Source organism: Synechococcus sp. R55.4 (genome assembly GCF_047461935.1).
Classification (GTDB): domain Bacteria; phylum Cyanobacteriota; class Cyanobacteriia; order Thermostichales; family Thermostichaceae; genus Thermostichus.
In genome coordinates, this window is the sequence record NZ_JANSIF010000012.1 from 1 (window position 1) to 19,688 (window position 19,688).

Annotated in this window: 21 protein-coding genes, 1 other RNA gene and 1 pseudogene; 13 read left to right on the forward strand and 10 right to left on the reverse strand. The window is 57.5% G+C overall.

Annotated features, from left to right (window positions below):
- The first annotated feature begins 554 nt into the window (after positions 1-554).
- The 6 genes from NW842_RS04425 to NW842_RS04450 all read left to right on the forward strand — a co-directional run bounded on the left by NW842_RS04425 (position 555) and on the right by NW842_RS04450 (position 5,009).
- On the forward strand, positions 555-662 hold the full coding sequence (locus NW842_RS04425; protein WP_414329137.1) for a PetM family cytochrome b6-f complex subunit 7: 108 nt from the start codon (positions 555-557) through the stop codon (positions 660-662).
- 113 nt (positions 663-775) lie between these two features.
- Positions 776-1,750 (forward strand): ketopantoate reductase family protein, encoded by a 975-nt coding sequence (locus NW842_RS04430; RefSeq protein ID WP_414357946.1) that lies wholly within the window; start codon positions 776-778, stop codon positions 1,748-1,750.
- A gap of 199 nt (positions 1,751-1,949) precedes the next feature.
- Positions 1,950-2,717, forward strand: coding sequence for an SDR family oxidoreductase (locus NW842_RS04435; protein WP_011432494.1), 768 nt, complete (start codon positions 1,950-1,952; stop codon positions 2,715-2,717).
- 72 nt (positions 2,718-2,789) lie between these two features.
- Positions 2,790-4,049: a sensor histidine kinase gene (locus tag NW842_RS04440; protein WP_414357944.1), complete on the forward strand. Its 1,260-nt coding sequence runs from the start codon at positions 2,790-2,792 to the stop codon at positions 4,047-4,049.
- Positions 4,050-4,203: 154 nt separating this feature from the next.
- Positions 4,204-4,467, forward strand: a complete 264-nt coding sequence (locus NW842_RS04445; RefSeq protein ID WP_011432496.1) for a helix-turn-helix domain-containing protein — start codon at positions 4,204-4,206, stop codon at positions 4,465-4,467.
- Between the two features lie 281 nt (positions 4,468-4,748).
- Entirely contained in the window at positions 4,749-5,009 is a 261-nt protein-coding gene (locus NW842_RS04450) for a hypothetical protein (protein WP_414417554.1), read from the forward strand.
- A 79-nt stretch (positions 5,010-5,088) separates the two neighbouring features.
- Here NW842_RS04450 and NW842_RS04455 read toward each other — a convergent pair whose 3' ends face one another.
- On the reverse strand, positions 5,089-5,973 hold the full coding sequence (locus NW842_RS04455; protein WP_414374769.1) for an acyl-CoA desaturase: 885 nt from the start codon (positions 5,971-5,973) through the stop codon (positions 5,089-5,091).
- 310 nt (positions 5,974-6,283) lie between these two features.
- Between NW842_RS04455 and NW842_RS04460 the strand changes: the two are divergent.
- Positions 6,284-6,439 (forward strand): annotated as a pseudogene (locus NW842_RS04460) (helix-turn-helix domain-containing protein); the annotation flags it as partial.
- Between the two features lie 539 nt (positions 6,440-6,978).
- Here NW842_RS04460 and rnpB read toward each other — a convergent pair.
- The 3 genes from rnpB to NW842_RS04475 all read right to left on the reverse strand — a co-directional run bounded on the left by rnpB (position 6,979) and on the right by NW842_RS04475 (position 9,040).
- Positions 6,979-7,409, reverse strand: an RNA gene (gene rnpB / locus NW842_RS04465) — RNase P RNA component class A.
- Between the two features lie 32 nt (positions 7,410-7,441).
- The gene (locus tag NW842_RS04470) at positions 7,442-8,665 is read right to left on the reverse strand and encodes a C45 family autoproteolytic acyltransferase/hydolase (RefSeq protein ID WP_414417555.1); all 1,224 of its coding nucleotides are present in this window, start codon (positions 8,663-8,665) and stop codon (positions 7,442-7,444) included.
- 21 nt (positions 8,666-8,686) lie between these two features.
- Complete coding sequence (locus NW842_RS04475) at positions 8,687-9,040, reverse strand: rhodanese-like domain-containing protein (protein ID WP_414357937.1); 354 nt, start codon at positions 9,038-9,040, stop codon at positions 8,687-8,689.
- A gap of 111 nt (positions 9,041-9,151) precedes the next feature.
- Between NW842_RS04475 and NW842_RS04480 the strand changes: the two genes are divergently transcribed.
- The 3 genes from NW842_RS04480 to NW842_RS04490 all read left to right on the forward strand — a co-directional run bounded on the left by NW842_RS04480 (position 9,152) and on the right by NW842_RS04490 (position 13,032).
- A complete protein-coding gene (locus NW842_RS04480) occupies positions 9,152-10,099 on the forward strand; it encodes a nucleoside hydrolase (RefSeq protein WP_414357935.1) in 948 nt (315 codons plus the stop codon).
- Between the two features lie 9 nt (positions 10,100-10,108).
- Positions 10,109-11,251: a BMP family lipoprotein gene (locus tag NW842_RS04485; RefSeq protein ID WP_414374766.1), complete on the forward strand. Its 1,143-nt coding sequence runs from the start codon at positions 10,109-10,111 to the stop codon at positions 11,249-11,251.
- 242 nt (positions 11,252-11,493) lie between these two features.
- Positions 11,494-13,032 carry a right-handed parallel beta-helix repeat-containing protein gene (locus NW842_RS04490; RefSeq protein WP_414374765.1) on the forward strand — a complete coding sequence of 513 codons (1,539 nt, stop codon included), beginning with the start codon at positions 11,494-11,496 and terminating at the stop codon, positions 13,030-13,032.
- 333 nt (positions 13,033-13,365) lie between these two features.
- On the opposite strand, the gene ndhI is transcribed toward NW842_RS04490, so the two are convergent.
- The 4 genes from ndhI to NW842_RS04510 are packed head-to-tail and all read right to left on the reverse strand — an operon-like array spanning position 13,366 to position 16,637.
- Positions 13,366-13,998 carry an NAD(P)H-quinone oxidoreductase subunit I gene (gene ndhI, locus NW842_RS04495; RefSeq protein ID WP_414374764.1) on the reverse strand — a complete coding sequence of 211 codons (633 nt, stop codon included), beginning with the start codon at positions 13,996-13,998 and terminating at the stop codon, positions 13,366-13,368.
- 38 nt (positions 13,999-14,036) lie between these two features.
- Complete coding sequence (nuoH, locus tag NW842_RS04500) at positions 14,037-15,158, reverse strand: NADH-quinone oxidoreductase subunit NuoH (RefSeq protein ID WP_414331864.1); 1,122 nt, start codon at positions 15,156-15,158, stop codon at positions 14,037-14,039.
- A 56-nt stretch (positions 15,159-15,214) separates the two neighbouring features.
- Complete coding sequence (locus tag NW842_RS04505) at positions 15,215-15,418, reverse strand: hypothetical protein (protein ID WP_414417556.1); 204 nt, start codon at positions 15,416-15,418, stop codon at positions 15,215-15,217.
- Positions 15,419-15,452: 34 nt separating this feature from the next.
- Positions 15,453-16,637: an NAD(P)H-quinone oxidoreductase subunit H gene (locus NW842_RS04510; RefSeq protein WP_041437160.1), complete on the reverse strand. Its 1,185-nt coding sequence runs from the start codon at positions 16,635-16,637 to the stop codon at positions 15,453-15,455.
- 170 nt (positions 16,638-16,807) lie between these two features.
- On the opposite strand from NW842_RS04510, the gene NW842_RS04515 reads away from it, so the two are divergent.
- The gene (locus NW842_RS04515) at positions 16,808-17,131 is read left to right on the forward strand and encodes a DUF3288 family protein (RefSeq protein WP_414374760.1); all 324 of its coding nucleotides are present in this window, start codon (positions 16,808-16,810) and stop codon (positions 17,129-17,131) included.
- Between the two features lie 70 nt (positions 17,132-17,201).
- Here the strand turns inward: NW842_RS04515 and NW842_RS04520 are convergent, their stop codons facing one another.
- Both NW842_RS04520 and NW842_RS04525 read right to left on the reverse strand, forming a co-directional pair.
- A complete protein-coding gene (locus NW842_RS04520; protein ID WP_414374758.1) occupies positions 17,202-17,759 on the reverse strand; it encodes a carboxymuconolactone decarboxylase family protein in 558 nt (185 codons plus the stop codon).
- 143 nt (positions 17,760-17,902) lie between these two features.
- Positions 17,903-18,157 carry a hypothetical protein gene (locus NW842_RS04525; RefSeq protein WP_414331870.1) on the reverse strand — a complete coding sequence of 85 codons (255 nt, stop codon included), beginning with the start codon at positions 18,155-18,157 and terminating at the stop codon, positions 17,903-17,905.
- A gap of 60 nt (positions 18,158-18,217) precedes the next feature.
- On the opposite strand from NW842_RS04525, the gene ureG reads away from it, so the two are divergent.
- Positions 18,218-18,880 carry an urease accessory protein UreG gene (ureG, locus tag NW842_RS04530; protein WP_414352217.1) on the forward strand — a complete coding sequence of 221 codons (663 nt, stop codon included), beginning with the start codon at positions 18,218-18,220 and terminating at the stop codon, positions 18,878-18,880.
- Positions 18,877-19,680, forward strand: a complete 804-nt coding sequence (locus NW842_RS04535; RefSeq protein WP_414352216.1) for an urease accessory protein UreD — start codon at positions 18,877-18,879, stop codon at positions 19,678-19,680. Before ureG ends, NW842_RS04535 begins: the two co-directional genes overlap by 4 nt.
- Positions 19,681-19,688 lie beyond the last annotated feature (8 nt).

The window sequence follows — 19,688 nt, forward strand, 5'->3', positions numbered from 1 at the left end:
CTGTCGCGCTTGAGCCAGTCATCGACGATGTCGAACCATCCTCGCTCCTGACGCACGCGCCCTACCGCTATGGTCATCTGAACTACTCCTTAAAGACATCTAAATGAATGAGGACGTTAATGAAACTACAAAGTTTGCCTCTTCGAAGCAAGAGCGGAGCCTAGGTATAAAGACTCAACCCTCGGGTCTTTTGCCTCAGTTTCTTTGAACGGCTCTTTGGCGAGAACTGCCTGGGAACTTTCCAGTGGGTTAGAATTCCCAGCGCTCCAAGACCCTATCGAGAACCGTTTCCAGGGCTCACGAGGCCCAACAGAGCATTCGAGAGCCACCGGACAAGTTTTACGGCTGTAGGCATTACAATTTAGCCTATGCCGGTAAAGACTTGTAAATTGCTTTCATTATAGAGGTGGATAGCCGGATCTTATCAAGTCCAAGAGAACGCCTGTTTTTCCAGGAGCTAGGTTTGGGTCGCTACACCGCTGGAGTGAAGGCCAGGGCTGGGGATCCGATATCCTGAGAAGGCGATGTATCCCATTTGCGAGGAAGCTGAATCTATGGCTGGCGAGATCTTCACCATTGCTGGACTCTGCATTGTGCTGACCCTGGTGGGCGTGGCACTTGGATATGGGATCCTAAGGGTGACCCAAGGGGGGGCAGAGTAAAGCTGTCGAGGATTTCTCCCGGGCCCGGTATCGGGCCTTGTTACAGCTCCATGTCAATTCCATGTCAATTGGCCACCTGGATATGAGGTGGGTGGCGGAAAGATGATAAACTCATGAAGATTTGTATCGTTGGTGCTGGGGCGGTGGGAAGTCACTTGGCCATATGCCTGGCTCGGTCTGGCTTTCCCGTCAGTGTCGTGGCCCGTGGAGCTCACCTGCAGGCCATCCGCACCCAAGGTCTAAAGCTGATCCGGCAGGGGGATCCCTCCCAAACCTGGGTGGAGCACTTGACGGCCACCGACGATCCGGCTGCCCTGGGCCCACAGGACTGGCTGATAGTGACGGTCAAGGCCCACAGCTTGCCGCAGCTTGCCCCTCGACTGGGATCCCTGTGTGGCCCCGACACCCCCATTGTGATTGCCCAGAATGGTATCCCCTGGTGGTACTTCTACCGGCATGGGGGCGAGTTTGAGGGGCATTCCCTGACTTCCGTGGATCCAGAAGGGGTTATCGCTGCCCATCTGCCGATAGAGCGGGTGATCGGCTGTGTGGTGTATATCGCCGTGCAGTTGGCAGAGCCAGGAGTGGTCTTGCACACAGGGGGTGGGCGCTACATTCTGGGGGAGCCGGATGGATCCCTGTCAGGACGGCTGCAGTCCTTGGCCGCCATCTTTGAACAGGCGCAGCTTTCCACCACCCTCACCTCGCAGATTCGGGCCGAGATCTGGCAGAAACTGTGGGGCAATGCCGCCTTCAATCCCATCAGCGCCCTCACCCGGGCTGCTCAAGATGAAATTGCCCAATACCCACCCACCCGTGCTTTGGTTCGGTCGGTGATGCAGGAAGTTGAGGCTGTGGCCCAAGCTCTGGGGATCCGGCTGCCGGTCTCTTTGGAAGAGCGGCTAGAAGATGCAGCCCGCGTGGGATCCCATCGCACCTCGATGCTGCAGGATATTGAGCTGGGGCGACGGACGGAGATCGAGGCCATTGTGGGAGCCATCACCGAGCTGGGGCGTTTAGTGGGCGTGCCCACTCCCCATTTGGATACCCTGTACGCTTGTGTCAAGCTGCTGGAGCGCTCTCTTTAAGGAGCTTTTGCAGGAAGCGGTAGCGTCGCTACCGAACAGCAGCGAAACGATTCGTTTGCTGGATCCCAGGCTCCCCCCTGGGGAAGTGGCTCGAACTCTAGAATGGCTGTAGCCTCGAACTGACGAGGAAGCTGAAGGTGGCTGTCCATTTTTCTCCGACTCAACCCAACTGAAATCACAGCATTTGAATTAGCAAATAATGATGCTTGAAAACTCCATCGTGCTCATCACCGGAGCCAGTAGCGGCATTGGGGCCGCTTGTGCCACCCTTTTTGCCCGTTCTGGAGCCCGCCTGATTCTGGTGGCCCGCCGTCAGGATCGGCTGCAGGAACTGGCTGGGGAATTGCAGCAGGCTTACGGCACTCCTTCCTACCTGCTGGCTTTGGATGTGCGGGATGGGGCAGCCGTGCAGCAGGCGCTTCAATCTTTGCCCTCGCCGTGGGCCAACATCGACATCTTGGTCAACAATGCCGGTTTAAGTCGTGGCTTGGACAAGCTCCACATGGGGGCCTTGCAAGACTGGGAAGAGATGATCGATACCAACCTCAAGGGTCTGCTCTATGTTACCCGCGCCGTTTTGCCCGGCATGGTGGAGCGAGGTCGAGGCCATGTGGTGAACATCGGCTCCATTGCCGGTCGGCAGACCTACCCAGGTGGCGCTGTGTATTGCGCTTCCAAGGCCGCTGTGCGAGCCATCTCTGAGGGGCTGAAGCTGGATTTACTGGGCACCCCCATTCGCGTCACCGAGATTCAGCCGGGCCTGGTGGAAACCGAGTTCAGCCAAGTGCGCTTCCGTGGGGATCGCGCCCGCGCGGCAGCAGTGTATCAGGGCCTCACCCCCTTGACGGCGATGGATGTGGCTGAAGTGGTGGTGTTTGCGGCAACCCGTCCCCCCCACGTGAACATCAGCGAGATCTTGCTTGTGCCCACCGACCAAGCCAGTACCACCCTCGTACATCGTCGATAAGAGGCCGGCAACCGGGCTTTCGCCTCCACTCTTGCTTCCCTGAGCGACAATGGCAGCAAAGGTGGTGGGAACATGGGACTGGAAGCCGGGATCCTGATCGGGTTGGGAATCGGTTTGCTTTGCACGTTGCTCCTGCTGTGGCAAAGTCGGCGTCGTTTCAGCCGCGAATTGCAACGGTTGGGATCCCTGGTGCATCTGGCCATGCCCCTCCACTCCCTGGAACAGATGCTCAGCTTGCTCAGCCGTTATCTTCGCCAACAAGATCTGGATTGGGCCAACCAAAAACAGCAACTGCAAAACTGGCAATACCTGAGTCAGCGGCTCCCTTGGGGATATCTGCGGGTAGACGAAAACAACGTGGTGCTGGAGTGCAATCCTGCCGCCCAGCGCCTGCTGCGCATCAGCCAATGGCAGCCGGGCATCAAGCTCTTGCTGGAATGGGTGCGCTCCTATGAGTTGGATCAGCTCATCGAGGCTACCCGCCGACAGGAGACCGCTGCTCCTGTCCAAAGTCGCGAATGGATTTTCTACCCTTCCGGTGGGGATGGCAAACCGATTCCGCTGCGGGCTTGGGGGTTGCTCCTGCCGCAAGCGCACGTGGCCATTTTTTTGGAAGACCGGCTGGAAGCAAAAATGCTGGCCCAACAGCGGGATCGCTGGGCTTCGGATGTGGCTCACGAGCTGAAAACCCCCCTCACCTCCATTCGCTTGCTGGCCGAAACTTTACAAAGCCGGGTCGATGCCGCTCAGGCAGTCTGGGTAGAACGATTGCTAAATGAAACTCTGCGCCTGAGCCGTTTGGTTCAAGACTTGCTCGAACTCAGTGCCCTCAATCTGGGAGCCGCATCCCGCTCTCAGTGGCGCTGGGTGGATCTGGCAAGTCTGGTGCAGGAAGCCTGGCAAAGTTTGGAGCCGTTGGCCAAACCCCGCCACCAGGAACTGCACCTGAGCGGATTGTCCCAGATTTACCTCTGGGGAGATGAGCAACGCCTATACCGCCTCATCCTCAATCTCTTGGACAACGCCGTCAAGTATGGCAAGCCCGACTCTCCTATCCATGTGGTGCTTTCGGAGCAGGGATCCCAGGTGCAGTTAGAGGTGTATGATCACGGCCCCGGCCTGCCAGAGGATCAATTTGAGTTGGTCTTCCAGCCCTTTTACCGCACCGACACTGCGCGGGCCCGCAGCAAAGGCGGAACCGGCCTAGGGCTGGCAATTGTGCGGCAGATTGTCGAGGTTCATGGGGGCACCATCCAATTGCGCAATCACCCACAAACCGGTGGGCTGTGGGTTCAGGTGGAACTGCCCCGGAAGCACTTGGATCCCTTGTGAAGCCTATCCGAAAACGCTCGCATCAGTGGCCTGCAGCCGGAGTCTGGCCGAGAATCGCTCAAGATTTCCCTGCTGCAGGGCTATCCATCTCAGGGGTGATCCCCTAGAATTGGGGTAGGTAATCTTTACAGTTCATCTTAAGCAGGCATTCGGAATGGGTACTGACTATCATTCCGCAGACTTGTTGTCCGAACGGGAGCTGCAGGTCATTGAGTTGATTGCAGCAGGACTGACCAATCAGGACATCGCGGAACGCCTAGAGATCAGCAAGCGCACCGTTGACAATCACATCAGCAATATTTTGAGCAAGACCCGAACGGCAAATCGGGTGGCCTTAGTACGCTGGGCCTTGCAATGGGGAAAGATTTGCCTGGATCAGGTAAACTGCTGCACTTTGGTCGATGACAAAATTGCTTAGTCCCATCCCATTTTGCCGGTCAAGTGTCCAGCAAAGAGTGTTGAGCGGGGGGGTTTTGGTGACTGTATTGCCCAGAAGTTATAGTCATTTCAATGAGGAATGAAACTGTTCCGTTGCAGTGCTTCCTAGCTCTTCTCTCTCTTAGGGAGAGGGATTGGGGGGCTCGCGGAAGTGATGCGGAGCATTTGGGCGACACCGCGGAGTAGTTAGGAAGCGTCTTAATCTAACTTGAAGTGACTATACTTGAGTTGTTTTGAGCTACGTTGATCGGGCTGTCATTCGTGAGCACTCCCAAAATGAAGCGCTACGCTATTCGCTACGATTCTATGCCCCTGATGGTTTATCGGGAGGTGGCTGCTCATTTGGCCTGTGTTTCAGGGGTGAAAACGGAGCTGGAGTGGAAAAAAAACTCCACCTTTCGCTACCAAGACAGCCAAATAGAGGCATTGCATATTCATCAAGAACCCGATGCCGACATAGAACAAATTAAGCGTATTCTTGACCACTATGGAGCGTGGCAGTATAGCCCCTTAGAAGACTAGCTCTCTCTGCAACCCAAAAGGGATCCCCAGGGATAGGGATCCCCGGATGATTCCTCTGCAAGGTCTGGGAAAAACCAGTTCAGCGAGCAGCTTGGCCTTGGGCAGGCAGGTGCAGCTTACGAGCCAGGCCCAATCTCGCCAACAGCCAAATGGCCCAGTAGGTCATGTCGATCTCCCACCAACGCAAACCGGCCTTAACGCACTTCGGGTCGGCATGATGGTTGTTGTGCCAGCCTTCACCATAGGTTAGAATGGCCGCCCACCAAAGGTTACGGGCATTGTCGTTGCTCTCGAAAGTCCGGTAACCCCAGAAGTGGCTGGCCGAGTTGATTAACCAGGTGCAATGCAGTAGCAGCACTGTCCGCACGAAGATACCGTACACGACGAATGACCAGCCCCCCAGCAGGTAGAGTATCGCGGCCAATGGCAGCTGCAGAAGCAGGGCGTACCTATCCAGCCAGCGGTAGAAGGGATCCCGAGCCAAGTCGGGCGCAAAGGCAGAATACTTCTCAGGGTTGAAAAATTCTTCGCGGTGGTAGATCAGCCAGAGTATGTGGCTCCACCAAAAGCCCTTACGAGCAGAATAGGGATCCCTCTCCTCATCTTCGGTAAAGGCGTGATGCTGACGGTGGCCACCCACCCAAAAGATCGGCCCCCCTTGAACGGCCAGGGCACCGAGAGTCGTGAAGACATATTCCAGCCACTTGGGCACCTGGAAACTACGATGGCTGAGCAGGCGGTGGTACCCCAAGCAGATGCCTAAGCTGCCGAAACACCAGTGGAGAAACAGGGCTACCCCCAGAGCAGGCCAGGAGAAGAAGAAAATGCCTCCCACCAAAGCCACCACGTGAAAAATGGCAAAGAAGAGCACATGTTCCCAAGCAAACCGAAAGGACTCTTGGGGCTCGGGCCGATTGAGCGGAGCGGGATGATTCAGCGATTGGCGAGAAAAAGAAATGGTCATGGACCCACAAAACCTCAGAAGAAGAAGTAGACTAGACTGACTAGGAAAGAGCCAAAACACAAAGCCCAAGTTAAGGCCGCCGGATAACAGCGGCCCAACGTGAAAACGGAGTCAAACCCCTGAAGACACCGCCATAGCCAGCGGTGACTTGCTATGTGCTCCGCTGTGATGAACTTGGCTACACAGGAAGAAGAGGAGCAGAGGCAACGCTGCAGACATCCTCTCGCTTGACATTAAGCCTAGCGGTATTCCACCGTAAATGCAAGCGTCACTTGCAGCCCGCCGCAATTCTTCAGGTTTTCTCCTCACTATGGCACGTCCTTCTTCTCGGCAAAGGCTGCTGAATGCGGCTCGGGAGCTGTTCGTTCGTCAGGGCATCACCCAGACCACCACCCGTCAAATTGCGGATTTGGCCGGAGTGAATGAGGTCACCCTGTTTCGGCACTTCGGCACCAAGCAAGGGTTACTCCTGGCCGTATTTGGGGAGCTGGGGGTCTTTTCCGGCATAGCCGATCTGCCCCTGAAGGCGGATCCCGCCCCCTCTCAAGGCTCTGGGTTACAAGCCATTCTCCTGCGCTACGTCCACACCTGTTTTCGGGCTTTGGCCGATAATCCTGAACTGGTGCGCTCCCTGGTCGGGGAGGCTGGCCTTTATTCTGAGGAACATCGTCGCGCCTTGCGGATGGGTTTTTCTCAGGCCCAAGAACAGCTGACAGAGTATTTGCGGCGATTTCCCAACTCTGAGTTGCAATCTGTCGAGCCAGATCGCCTTTATGCAGCCGTTGGGGTTTTGCATGTAATGATTTTGGGAGCAGCAATGTTGGCGGTAACTGCCGAGTTGCCTTCCGTTGGCGCCGACGGAACCGAGCCCTCTGTTGAGGGGCAGCTATCGGATGAAAAATCTAAAAAATCAGAGAAAGGCGCCGAAACCGCCAGGATCCCCCCCCTTCTGCAAGCCTGCGTGGAGCTGTGGATGGCAGGCGTGACCCAACAGAGACCAGATAGAAAAGAGAGGAGGTTGTAAGCCGGGTTCTGTAGTGCAGAGTTGCACTGGCGATCATCCATCTGGGAGTGATGTTGCCATCACCCTCTAGCGGCTCACCACCATCGAGAGCACCCTTCCCCGCTTTGGGTACCGTGATCTCGATGCAGCCAACAGGGGCGAAGAACAGCCATGATCCTGCGGCTGCGGCCTTGCTTTCCACCGGGGTTTACCGAGCCAACGCCTCACGACGTTGCTGGTGGGCTCTTACCCCACCTTTGCACCCTTACCTGTGCTGGGATCCCAGCCATCGGCGGTATGTTTCTGTGGCACTATCCTCGCGGTTACCCGCACTGGGAGTTTCCCCAGCGGTGTGTTCTTCTGAAAGCCCGGACTTTCCTCATCCCGCTGTCTGGTGGCGACAGCAAGGACGCGATCGCCTGCCCCTCCTCTCTCTTCAGCTCGATCCTACTGCATCTCCCAAACCTAGAAAATCCCGGAAATCGGTACAAACTCCACTTGATCGGGAATGTTGGGGGCCAGGTGTAAGATTTGCCGGTTCAAATCCATCACCACAGCCGCCACGCTTTCGGTGCGATCCCAGACGGGCAGATGGGGATCCGGATGGCGGCAGATGCAGTGGGGGGCATTCGTCCGGTCTTGTAGGATTTTTTGAAGAGCGACCGCGTCTAGGGTTCCCGTTTGAGCACTCTGGCGAAGCAAATGATAGGCCCGTTCTAGCCTTGTGGAGGATCCTATATGGGGGGGCAGCTCATCTTCTCGCAAGGCCGGATCCAGGAAATGATTGGTGTGGGCGAGGATCCCTCCTTGAGGGAGATGCAGGCCAATTCCTCGTGGACTGATTTCAAAGCTGGTCGCCTTAGCGGGCTGTAGGCCTGTCGCCTGTCCTGTAATACCGGCAACGCTGACACAAGAGGAGGCGGTGTAGGGGTAGGATCTCACCCTCTCCACAGCTTGCTGCCACTCCTCACACTCCAACAACAAGCGCAATAGCAAATGCACCGGCATTCCCTCGGTTTGCCCATCTAGGGTAGAGCGCAAGAGGTTGAGGGCTACGGCCAACCCTGCTTGATTGAGGCCAATTTTGGCCAGGATCCCAGCTTCGGTCAGGGTGAGGTAGGCAGGGTGGGTATCGGAGTGAACGCGCAACAGCACACAGGCCCTGCGCTGCTCCCCAAGCCAATCCCAGGTTTGGGCCAAGTAGGTGTGGTGGGTGGAGGTAGCCTGGGGCAAGGCCGCTAGGGTAGTACATTCTCCCCCATCCGGGTTGGCTTGGGCTGGATCGATGAGATCAATCCCCTTGAATTCATGAGCAGGATCCGGTGGGTGCTGGGGCACCCCGTTTTGGAGATTGTGTTCCAGAGCAGCGGCGCAGTCGGGATGGGATCCCCTGGGAACCGATCTGGATAAAATTTCGGTGCGCAAATTGAGGGCCAGAATCTCGGCGAAACGGAAGCCACTCCCCGCGGCAATGCCTTGGATTTCTTCCAGCAGGTGGGGCACGTGGCGCTCTAGCCAGGGCAGGGATCCCTCTGCTTGGGTCTGGGCCTGCTGCCAGGTGAGACCACAGCGGTAGGCAAATTGGCGGGCGTAACTAGCAATGCTGTGGCGAATGAGTTGGGCCGCCTGGGATCCATACTGTTGGCCTCGTTGTTGGGGATCCCCCTGCAGATGAAGAATGGGGAACATGGTGCTGGTTTGCCCGTGACCTCAATAGGTGGGCAGGGAGGGATCCACCTCACAAGCCCAAGCGTGAATGCCGCCGCTGATGTTATAAACCTGGGTGAACCCGTTGGCCTGTAGCCACCGGCTCATCTGAGCAGAGCGGATGCCATGATGGCAGAGCACAAAAGTTGGCTGATTCGGATCCAGCTCTGTGAGGATCCGTTCCCTCCATTCCTCGTACCGGCTCAAGGGGTAGTTGCGAAAGCCTAAAGCATTCAAATTCACCAGCTCCAGCTCTGCCGGTTCCCGCACATCGATCAATTGCAGAGGCCCAGCCTCGGGATCCCGTAGGTGTTGGGCCATCTGTTGCGGCGTAATGGAACGGATGGAAGAGGACATCAATCGACTCAAGCCTACACGGATCCCCTCTCAAGATACACCGGCTCAATGGCTGCCCTGAGACTGCCTGCAAGGGTTAAGATGACACCTTGATTTGGGCTTAGCCTGTGTATGGCTGTGCAGCGCTTTTTGATCGACACGGATACGGCGGGAGATGATGTCACCTCGTTGCTCTTTGGGTTGCTCTGGCCCAACAGCAGTGTGGAAGCGATCACCGTCTGTGCTGGCAATTTGCACCTGGAACAATGCGTTGAAAATGCTCTCTATACCCTGGAGGTGGCGGGAAAAGCTGGGATCCCGGTCTATCCCGGGGCCAGCAAACCCCTGGTGGGCAAGCTGGTTACAGCGGCCTACGTCCATGGAGAAGACGGCATGGGCAATTCTTTTTTCCCCAAGGCCAGGCAGCGCCCGGAATCGCTTTTCGCCCCGACAGCCATTGTGGAGCTGGCCAACCGCTGGGCCGGAGAGCTGCAGATTATCGCCCAAGCCCCCCTGACGAACCTGGCTCTTGCCTTGGCTCAGGATCCCAACCTACCTCACAAAGTGAAAAAACTCTGGATCATGGGTGGCACCAACCATGCTCTCGGCAACATCACACCGGCTGCCGAGTTCAACTTTTACGTGGATCCGGAAGCGGCCAAAAAGGTGTTGCAGGCTGGATTTGAGGTGGTGCTGTCCCCTTGGGATCTGGCGGTCAGCGATGGCTTTTTGACACGAGAAGAGCTAGAACCGATCCTCTCCCTGGATACTCCCCTCAGCCGCTTTTACTTAGCGGTGAACCGGGTGGCCTGGGAGTTCAACCGCTCCCATCCTGAAGGGGGAGGTCTTGACGGCATCACCCATCCCGATTCTTTAACCATGGCCATGGCTTTGCAGCCGGAACTGATTGGCCAAAGTTCCCGTCACTATGTGGACGTGGAATGTTGCGGAGAGCTAACTCGCGGCTATAGCTTGGTGGATCGCCTAGGCATTCTGGGTCGGCCTGCCAATGCTGAGGTTGTGCTCAGAGCGGACAAAATGGCTTTTCGAGAGATGCTAATCAAGCTACTGGGGCGATAGGAAACCATCATGATGCGCAAAACCTTGGGGATCTCTTGGGTATTAACGGGGATATTGACGGGGCTGTTCGTTCTCAGCAGTGCCGCTCAGCCTCAAATACGGGTGGGTATTGCCTTTGGAGAAGGGGGCAAAAACGATCGCAGCTTCAACCAATCGGCGGCAGAAGGGGCGGAACGCGCCAAGCAGGACTTTGGAGTGCAGGTGTTCGACTTTGAGCCGACGGATCCCTCCCAACTGGGGCCGGGGGTACGCAAGTTTGCCGAAGAGGGGTTTGATGTAGTGATTGGGGTGGGCTTTGCCCTGGAACCGGCTGTTACCGCCAGTGCCGCTGAGTTCAAAGAGGTGAAGTTCGGCTTGGTGGACGCAGTTTCCCCCGAAAAAGACAACGTGGCCAGCCTCCTCTTCCGAGAACATGAGGGATCCTTTTTGGTGGGCTACATTGCCGGCAAGCAAACCCAAACCGGTGTAGTCGGCTTCTTGGGGGGCATGGACATCCCCCTGATCCACAAGTTTGAGGCGGGCTATCGAGCCGGGGTGGAATATGCCTGCGCCGAAGACGGCATCACCTGTCGCGTCATTGCCAACTATGTCGGGACTACGCCCGCCGCCTGGAACGATCCGGCCCGAGCCAAAGAGATCGCTGCTGCCCAAAAAGCCCAAGGGGCCGACATCATCTATGCCGCTGCCGGGGGATCCGGCCTGGGGTTGATCGACTTTGTCAAGCAAGAGAGATGCCTCAGAGCCTCCGATCTGCCCGCCGGGGTGAGTTTCATTCGGGATCCCTTTGCGGAAGTGCCCAAGCCCGCAGATTATGCCAGCCTCTGCAGTGGGGATACCCGTCCGCTGTTCTTTATCGGTGTGGATGCTAACCAAAACTACCTGGGGGATACCGATAACAACCCTGCCACCCTCAACCACGGTCTCACCTCGATGCTGAAGAGGGTGGATGTGGCCACCTATGAAGTGATTCGCAGCGTGGTGGAAGGCAACTTTGTCGGCGGCATTCAAACCTTTGGCCTGGAGAATGAGGGTGTCGGCTATGCTCTGGATGAGTACAACCAAGCCTTGCTCCCGGCAGATTTGGTGGCCGCCGTGGAAGCGGTGAAGCAGAACATTATCGCCGGAACCCTCCAAGTTCCTGAAGAGCGCTAGATTTTTGAGATTTTTGTTGCCGATTGATGATTGATTGCGGATCCCTTGCGAAGCCTTGACTGAGGAGGGGATTCGTTAGAGGATGCTTTTGCTGAGGGCATTGGATCCCAGCTTGGCCATCTGTACCTTGACCCCGTGGCAGTTGTTTGTTGCTCTGACAACCTTGACCGCTAAGCGCTTGAAAGGGCTTTCCACCTATGCTTGGCCAAGTATCCAAATCTGGTTGGGGGATCTGTTCAGCCTTGCTGCCTCTGTTGGCGGGGGTTGCCCTCGGCTGTGGGGGTGGCGGCGGCAGTTCTCCACCTCTTCCTCCGCCAGGTGGCGGGCCCATCATCCTGAGAGTGGATCCGGCCAGTGGCCCCTTTACCAAACTGGCAGACGCAGTTGCAGAGGCGCAGCGACTTCAGACTGCCACAGCCGGCCTGGAGGTGCTGATCGAGATTTTGGGGACGGGCAGGGAAACTTTGCAAAGCAACCTGGCCCTGGATGGCGGCGATGGCACCAACGGCGGTCGCATTCGCATCACCAGCTCCACCGCCTATGAGATCCTGACCGGGCTCTTTGACGTGATTGTAGCCGGCCAAACCAGCCTGCAGGGGGTGGACGTGGTGCTGGGAGGTGGACGGGTGCAGGTGAACAACGGTACCTTTCAACCGGGCAAGGTCACCCTTAACGACCCCCGCTCCAACATCTTGGTCAACGGCAATGCTGCAGTTCTGGAGGGGGCCTTGGGTCAGTTAGCCCAGATCTTGTGCCAGCAATTTTTGGATCCCTGTGTGCAGATCTCTGGGAATGGCCGGGTCAGCCGTGTCTCGCCGATTGTCAGTAAAACGGGTGGGGTGGGCATAGGCACTGTGCCGGGCAGCAATCCCACCATTGAAAACAACACGATCCTCCTCCAGGCTTTGGGGGCTTTGGCCGTTCGCTATGGTGACAACTCCGGCGGGATCTTCCGCAACAACCAAATCGAAGGGGATCCACCCACGGCTGGAGCCGGCTTGGTACTGCAGGCGCGGCAAGCAGGTACGAGTGGCACTACCGGGATTCAGCTGGATGGGGCAGGCTCAATTCCATCCATTCAATCCAACCGGATCGGCGTGGGTGGGATAGCCGGGAGCGTCGGCATTCGCATTTTGCAAGGAACACAAGCCCGTACCCTTTCTGGAAATACATTTCTGGCTCGGGGCGAGGGCATAGGGATAGCAATTCAAGCAGCCCCCGGCACCCCAGATGCGGTAGTTGCAGCCTACCTGGCCGACAACACTTTCCAAGGAAACTTTGCTCAGAGGGTCACTGGGGAACCTGCGCCCACGCCAACTCCTACCCTGAGGCCACCACCAACTCCTGCACCGACACCCTCTCCCACTCCTGCACCGACACCCTCTCCCACCCCCACACCTCCAGTATTGGGCACCGGCCCCATTCAAGTTACCTTGAGTTGGAACACCATCGATGACCTTGACCTGTATGTTACGGATCCCACGCAGCAGACCGTGTTTTTTAACAACCGAATTGTCCCTTCTGGAGGACGGCTGGATGTGGATGCCAATGCCGACTGTGTTGCCGTAACCCAAAATGCTGTGGAGAATGTCTTTTGGGCTTCCACCCCGCCCTCAGGGCCATACTTCATCGAGGTGAGATTGTTCCGGCGCTGCTCCCAATCAACTGCTCCCATTCCCTTTACCGTAACGGTTCGCAAGAGCGGAAACGTCGCGCAGACTTTTAGCGGCTTGGCCACATCCCCTGGCTTGGCGGGTAGGTTTACGTTTTCCTTCCCCTGAAGTTAGCCAAGGCTGGCAGCCATCTGCCCTGCCCACGTATGGCCATTTTGGTTCAGACTAGGACACCACACCTATACTCATACTCAGATCTTTGATTGCAGATCGCAGGGTTCAGAAGACCTTATTTCTGCGCCCCAGGCATCTCATTCCCACTAAGGACAGCTCCAACTTCGCGGCCTCGACGCTTTTTCTGGCCATCACCTTGCGGCAGCGGGCGATGCTGGAAGGCAGTCCCACAAGTTCAAACAGTCACATCCCCTGGGAAAGGGGCTAGGGGTGGCGGACAGCGGCGCGGAGCGCTTTGCGTCAGCATGAGTGCGGGAGTATGTCACGCTATTCCGCAGCAGCCTTGGCTGCTTTCGCTTCGGCTTCCTTAGCAGCTTTGGCCGCTCTCATTTCCGCCAGAATCTCCTCCGGTCGTTTGCCAGCCCGCTGGGATCCAGCAGGCAAGTCGTGGGGATCGATCACCCCTTTGGGCAGATAGGCAAACTCCCGCAGTGGGGTCACCATTGGGTCCTCAGTTACCTTGGAGGGCAGACGGCCCATCGCCACCTGATGGTAGTTGAGGTCATGGCGGTCGTAAGCGGCCAGCTCATAATCCTCGGTTACCGAGAGGCAGTTGGTGGGGCAAAACTCCACACAATTGGCGCAGAAAATGCACACCCCGAAATCAATGCTGTAGCTGTAAAGCTCCTTTTTCTTCAGCTCTGGGTTGTAGGCCCAATCCACCACCGGCAGGTCAATTGGGCAAACTCGAACACAGATCTCGCAGGCAATGCACTTGTCGAACTCGAAGTGGATGCGTCCCCGAAAGCGCTCAGAGGGGATCAGCTTTTCGAAGGGGTATTGCACGGTTACCGGGCGCCGGCCCATGTGGTCGAAGACAACCCCCATCCCTTGGCCGATGTACTTGGCGGCTCGGAAGGCATCGCCCACATATTCTTTGACACGCCTGAGAAACGTCATGACCTATGTTCTCCCTCTCTTGCCTCTTTACTTCTCATTCAACCCCCAAAAAAGGTGGGGAAGGCGAGCTTTAGGGCTGCCGTCAGCAGCAAGTTAACAAAGGATACAGGCAGCAAAAACTTCCACCCCAAGTCCAGCAGTTGGTCAATGCGCACCCGCGGCAAGGTCCAGCGCAGCAGGATGGCCAAGAAGATGAAGATAAAAGCTTTGACCATCGTCATGACAATGCCTAAGGCCGCCGCGCCGATCTGCAAGAAAGGGTTATCCAAAGGAATCCCGGCAAGTGCAGCAATCGTTTCCACCGGCACCACAAACGACCAACCCCCCAAGTACAGCACTGCCGCAATCAGAGAAGCCAGCAGCAAGTTGGCGTAGGATCCCAGATAAAAGAGGGCAAACTTCATGCCGGAGTACTCCGTTTGGTAACCGGCCACCAGCTCTTCTTCTGCTTCCGGCAAATCGAACGGGATCCGCTCCGTTTCCGCCAGAGCCGAGATCAAGAAAATCACAAAGCCAATGGGCTGCCGCCAGACGTTCCAGCTCAGAATGCCCAGGCCGCTCTGCTGCTCCACGATCCCCACCGTGTCCAGACCGTTGCTCATCAGCACCACGGCCAACACTGACAGGGCCAGCGGCAGTTCGTAGCTGATCGATTGAGCTGCCGCTCGTAGCCCACCCAGCAAGGAGTACTTGTTATTGGAACCGTAGCCCGACATCAACAAACCGATGGGTTGCACGCTGGAGGTGGCGATCAGGAAGAACACGCCAATGGCAATGTTGGAGATCAATAGGTTCTGGCCAAAGGGAACCACCAGGTAGCACAAAAAGACGGGCAGGAAAACCAATATCGGCCCCAGCGTAAACAAGACTGGGTCGGCCAAGATGGGCAGAACATCTTCTTTGGTCAGCAGCTTGATGCCATCGGCAATCGGGATCAGCACCCCCTGAGGGCCGGCCATGTTGGGGCCAATCCGCTGTTGGGCTGCTGCCGAGATCTTGCGCTCCAGCCAAGTCATGACCATCACCCCCAAGGTGGCGGCGATGATCAGCAGCAACATCGGCAGGGGCATCCAGAGGGCATGGGCTGCACCTGCTCCCAAGCCTAGGTTCTGTAGGGCAGTCTCGAAGCCAAGTTGTAGGTCGATACCAGCGTTTGTCATGGGGGTGAGTAGCTCCCTAGAGACGGTTGGTCAGGTAAGGTTCGGGATCCCTGTAGCTAAGTTTTCCCGTTGGGATCCGATTGGGGGGGACGGTTGCGGCGGCGTAGCTCCTGCTGGATGATGGCCTGAAGGCGAGCATCAGATAGCTCTTCCGCGCGGCGGCGCCTTTCCTCTTGGTACTTAGCCCATTGCTTGGGGCCGATAACCGCAGCAATGATAGACACAATCAACAGCGGCAGAACCAAGATCACCCAGGCCATCGCCTTTGTCCTCGCTTTCCGTTCTTAGCGATTCCTAGCGATCCACCTCGCCCATGATGATGTCAATGCTGCCGAGGATGGCGATCATGTCGGCTACCTTCATGCCGCGAATGAGCTGAGGCAGTACCTGCAAATTGACAAAGCCGGGGGGGCGGATCTTCCAGCGCCACGGGCAAACGTTGTCGTCTCCCACGATGTAAATGCCCAGCTCTCCTTTGGCGCTCTCCACGCGCACGTAGGCTTCCCCTTTGGGGATCTTGAAATTGGCGGAAGGCTTTTTGCTGATGAACTGGTAGTCCCCTTTGTTCCACTCCGACTTCGGCCCCTCCAGCATCCGCTTGGCTTCCAGGTTTTCAAAGGGGCCTCCTGGCAAAGCCTTGACGGCTTGCTGCACGATCTTGCAGGACTCCCGCATCTCTTTCATGCGCACCCGATAGCGGGCCAGGCAATCCCCTTCGGGGTAAACGGCCACCTCCCAGTCGAAGTCGTCGTAGCACTCGTAGTGATCCACTTTGCGCAGATCCCAGTTGACGCCGCAGGCCCGCAACATGGGACCCGACAGACCCCAGTTGATGGCGTCTTGCTTGGAGATGGCTCCCACCCCTTCCAGCCGCCGGCGGAAAATCGGGTTGTCGGTAACCAGCCGCTCGTATTCATCCACTTTGGGCAAGAAATACTCGCAAAAGTCTAGGCATTTTTCCGTCCAGCCGTAGGGCAAGTCCACCGCCACGCCGCCTACCCGGAAATAGTTGTTGTTGATCAGGCGCATGCCGGTGACGGCTTCAAACAAGTCTAGGATCCACTCCCGCTCCCGCATGGCGTAGAGGAAGGGGGTTTGGGCGCCCAAATCCGCCAAGAAGGGACCAAACCAAAGCAGGTGGTTGGTGATGCGGGTCAGCTCCAACATGATCACCCGCAGGTAGCTGGCCCGTCTGGGCACGCTGATCCCGGCCAGTTTCTCAACGGCATTGACGGTGATGGCCTCGTTGAACATGCCGGCCCCGTAGTCCCAACGGGAGACGTAGGGCAGGTATTGCACCACCGTGCGGTTTTCGGCGATTTTTTCCATGCCGCGGTGCAAGTAGCCAATCACCGGTTCGCAATCGACGATGTTTTCGCCATCTAGGGTGACTAGCAAACGCAAAACCCCATGCATAGAGGGATGGTGCGGCCCAAAGTTGAGCAACATCCGGTCGGTACGGGTCTCGATCATGGGCATGGGCATAGCCGCCGCCTCCGCAACTGAAGAATGTTCATGGTCTGCAACATTTGCAGTATAGCGGTTTTCTTCTGCCTTCTCGGGATCCCATGCCATCAAGGATCCCAATCCTCGATATTGAAAGTCTCCAGGGGAACTCAACTAGAGTGAGAGAAAAAGGAGGGAGACCGATGGCTATATCCCGTTCACCCGCGAATGGCCCATCCCGGAGAGAGCAGCAACATCCGCAGTATGCCACCGACCGGGCTGTGCTCGATGAGCTGATGGTGCAGGCTCAGGAGAGGCCCCTCTCCGAGTGGGTGCTGGCGGAAGTTGCCCGTTTGCGCATCCGTTACCACGGTTTCCCCGGTGCCTGGGATCTGCAGCGGGATTTGGATCAGATCTTGGAACAGTGGGGCATGAGCGAAGAAGAGCTGTTCGCCCAGACCCGCCAGATCCATGCCCGCGGCCAGGTGTACAACCGCAGCTTTAGCACGCGAGACGACTGGGCCTAGAGGCAGGCTGGGGGGCGGGATCCCTCACCCCCATCCCCTCTCCCTCTGGGAGAGGAGAGCCCGCCGCTACCTAAGAGACGTGAAGTTGCTCGGCAAAGACGGGATCCAAAGGCACATCTAGGGCGGCAATCACCTTGGTCCAGAAGTTCATAAAGCCAATCCAAGCCGATAGCTCCACCAGATCTTCATCTGACCAAATGGCTTTTAGCTGGGCAAAGAAGCTATCGGTGACCACCATGCTGGGCACGGTCATCCGCTCAGCGTACTCGATAGCCAGCTTTTCCGCCTCGGTGTAGAGGGTGCTGGTGCGGGCCTGGGCCACCGCCGCAATTTTGGCCGGGGTAGCTCCGTACTTTTGCGCCTGCAGGGTGTGGTAGGGAAGGCAGTAGTGGCGGCAGCCGTTGATTTGGGCAATGCGGATGCTGACCAGCTCCTTCAGCTCTTCAGGCAAGTTGGGGTTTTGGGTGTGCAGCGCCCCGTACAGGTTCATCACGGCTCGCATCAGTTGGGGCTTGTGGGCCATCACCTGCAGGGGGTTGAGGGCGGTGCCGTAGGTTTTCTCCAGGCTTTCGTAAACCTTTTGCAGTTGCTTATCGGCTTTCTCTGGGGTAACAGGAGGGATCCGCATGGGCAGTCTGTAAAATTGCAGCATTCTCGACTTTAGCGCGTCTGGGGGATCCGCCCAAGCCTGAGGGGCGCTTCACGGTCTGGGGGAGGGATCCCTTCTCCGCCTGAAGCCAGGCACCTGCCTCCCTTCTTACTTGTCAAGGGTCAAGGATTGCCCAAGGATTGCTCAACGGCTTCCACCTGCTGCTGGGTGGCTGTGGCCCCTTGGTTGAGGGTTTGCTGCAGTTGATCCCGCGATTGGTAAATCTGCAGCGGCCCACCTTGAGGGATCCCCTGCTGGGCAGCTTCCGGGCTGGCTTGTTCCGGCCTTGGCTCCGAACTCAGCGGGTTGCGATAGAGGCGGTTAACCAGCAAAAATCCCACCAGCACCACAGCAGTTGCCACCAAAAGCCGAACCATACTCGGATCCCTTGCAAGCTTCTGATTCTAGAATGCCCTCAAAGAGCATTAGGTGGTCAGATGTTGGGCAAAGTTGTGCAGGCTTCCCAGCCGGTACGGGTTGGCATTGGCGGCCCGGTGGGATCTGGAAAAACCGCTTTGGTGGAAAAGCTCTGCTTGGCGCTGCGGGACCACCTGTCTTTGGCGGTGGTGACCAACGATATCTATACCCGCGAGGATGCCGAGTTTTTGGTGCGGGCCAAGGCCCTGGAGGCAGAGCGGATCATTGGCGTAGAGACCGGCGGCTGCCCCCACACCGCCATTCGGGAAGATGCCTCCCTCAACCTAGACGCCATTCAGGAGCTGGAGCGCCGCTTTTGCCCCCTGGATCTCATCTTGGTGGAATCGGGGGGGGACAACTTGGCAGCTACCTTCAGCCCGGAGCTGGTGGACGCCTGCATTTACGTCATCGACGTGGCCGAAGGGGACAAGATCCCGCGCAAAGGCGGGCCGGGGATCACCCGCTCCGACCTGCTGGTGATCAACAAGATCGATCTGGCTCCCTATGTGGGAGCAGACTTGGGGGTGATGGAACGGGATGCCCGTCGCATGCGGGGAGATAGGCCCTTTGTCTTTACCAACCTGCGCACGGGTGAGGGGCTGGAGCAGGTTCTCAGTTGGCTGGAGCGGGAGGTGCTGTTTCGCCCCATCAAGGCCGACCCCCCCTCGGTGAGCCGCCTGTGAACTTCGGTAAGGCCATCTTGAAGGCAACCCGCCGAGGCGACCATACCCACATTTGGGAGTATTCTCAGGCTCCCTTGCAATGGCTGGGATCCCCTGGGGAGCCACCTGTGTACTACCTGCGCAACCCCAACGGCGGCCTGCTGGGTGGGGATCGCCACCGGATCGAGATCGGGCTGGGGCCAGGCTCGGCGCTGGAAATTCGCACCCAAGGGGCAATGCGGCTACATCCCGGCTTGATTCGGCAACAGGTCAAGGTCAAGCTGGCCCCCACCAGCCAGTTGATCTGGATCCCTCACCCGACCATTCCGGGGGCAGGGGCAGACTTTCGCCAGCAGGTGCAGATCGAACTGGATCCCACAGCCCGCCTGGCCTATGCCGAGATCTGGACTGCCGGACGGCTGGCCATGGACGAACGCTGGCAGTTTGAACATCTTGCCAACTGCTTGCAAGTTTGGGTCACTGCTGGGATCCCATCCTCCCCCGAGGGGAGAAAACTCTGGCTGCAGGAACACATAGACCTGCACTTTCCCCATCGGCAGGTCTCCGCCGCGTCAGTGCTGGGATCCCATCTCTGTTGGGGATCCCTGTACTTGCTGGGGGATTGGCCGGAACCCACTTGGCTGACCGTTCACATCAGCGGAACGGAGTCCCCATACTGGCTGGTCAAGTCTCCGGATCCTATCTGTAAGGGTTGGATTCTGCGCCAGGTGGGGCCACAGGCAGAGGCCATTTGGCGGCATTTTGGCCAGGTTGCACTACAGCTTGCTCAAGCCAAGGGTGGCTCACCCCAGGGGTGGTAGACTAAGGC

Bases quoted from the DNA above. Each gene is read 5' to 3' on its own strand.
- NW842_RS04425 (WP_414329137.1), top strand. From the start codon at position 555: ATGGCTGGCGAGATCTTCACCATTGCTGGACTCTGCATTGTGCTGACC.
- NW842_RS04430 (WP_414357946.1), top strand. From the start codon at position 776: ATGAAGATTTGTATCGTTGGTGCTGGGGCGGTGGGAAGTCACTTGGCC.
- NW842_RS04435 (WP_011432494.1), top strand. From the start codon at position 1,950: ATGATGCTTGAAAACTCCATCGTGCTCATCACCGGAGCCAGTAGCGGC.
- NW842_RS04440 (WP_414357944.1), top strand. From the start codon at position 2,790: ATGGGACTGGAAGCCGGGATCCTGATCGGGTTGGGAATCGGTTTGCTT.
- NW842_RS04445 (WP_011432496.1), top strand. From the start codon at position 4,204: ATGGGTACTGACTATCATTCCGCAGACTTGTTGTCCGAACGGGAGCTG.
- NW842_RS04455 (WP_414374769.1), bottom strand. From the start codon at position 5,973: ATGACCATTTCTTTTTCTCGCCAATCGCTGAATCATCCCGCTCCGCTC.
- NW842_RS04470 (WP_414417555.1), bottom strand. From the start codon at position 8,665: ATGTTCCCCATTCTTCATCTGCAGGGGGATCCCCAACAACGAGGCCAA.
- NW842_RS04475 (WP_414357937.1), bottom strand. From the start codon at position 9,040: ATGTCCTCTTCCATCCGTTCCATTACGCCGCAACAGATGGCCCAACAC.
- NW842_RS04480 (WP_414357935.1), top strand. From the start codon at position 9,152: ATGGCTGTGCAGCGCTTTTTGATCGACACGGATACGGCGGGAGATGAT.
- NW842_RS04485 (WP_414374766.1), top strand. From the start codon at position 10,109: ATGATGCGCAAAACCTTGGGGATCTCTTGGGTATTAACGGGGATATTG.
- ndhI (WP_414374764.1), bottom strand. From the start codon at position 13,998: ATGACGTTTCTCAGGCGTGTCAAAGAATATGTGGGCGATGCCTTCCGA.
- nuoH (WP_414331864.1), bottom strand. From the start codon at position 15,158: ATGACAAACGCTGGTATCGACCTACAACTTGGCTTCGAGACTGCCCTA.
- NW842_RS04505 (WP_414417556.1), bottom strand. From the start codon at position 15,418: ATGGCCTGGGTGATCTTGGTTCTGCCGCTGTTGATTGTGTCTATCATT.
- NW842_RS04510 (WP_041437160.1), bottom strand. From the start codon at position 16,637: ATGCCCATGATCGAGACCCGTACCGACCGGATGTTGCTCAACTTTGGG.
- NW842_RS04515 (WP_414374760.1), top strand. From the start codon at position 16,808: ATGGCTATATCCCGTTCACCCGCGAATGGCCCATCCCGGAGAGAGCAG.
- NW842_RS04520 (WP_414374758.1), bottom strand. From the start codon at position 17,759: ATGCGGATCCCTCCTGTTACCCCAGAGAAAGCCGATAAGCAACTGCAA.
- NW842_RS04525 (WP_414331870.1), bottom strand. From the start codon at position 18,157: ATGGTTCGGCTTTTGGTGGCAACTGCTGTGGTGCTGGTGGGATTTTTG.
- ureG (WP_414352217.1), top strand. From the start codon at position 18,218: ATGTTGGGCAAAGTTGTGCAGGCTTCCCAGCCGGTACGGGTTGGCATT.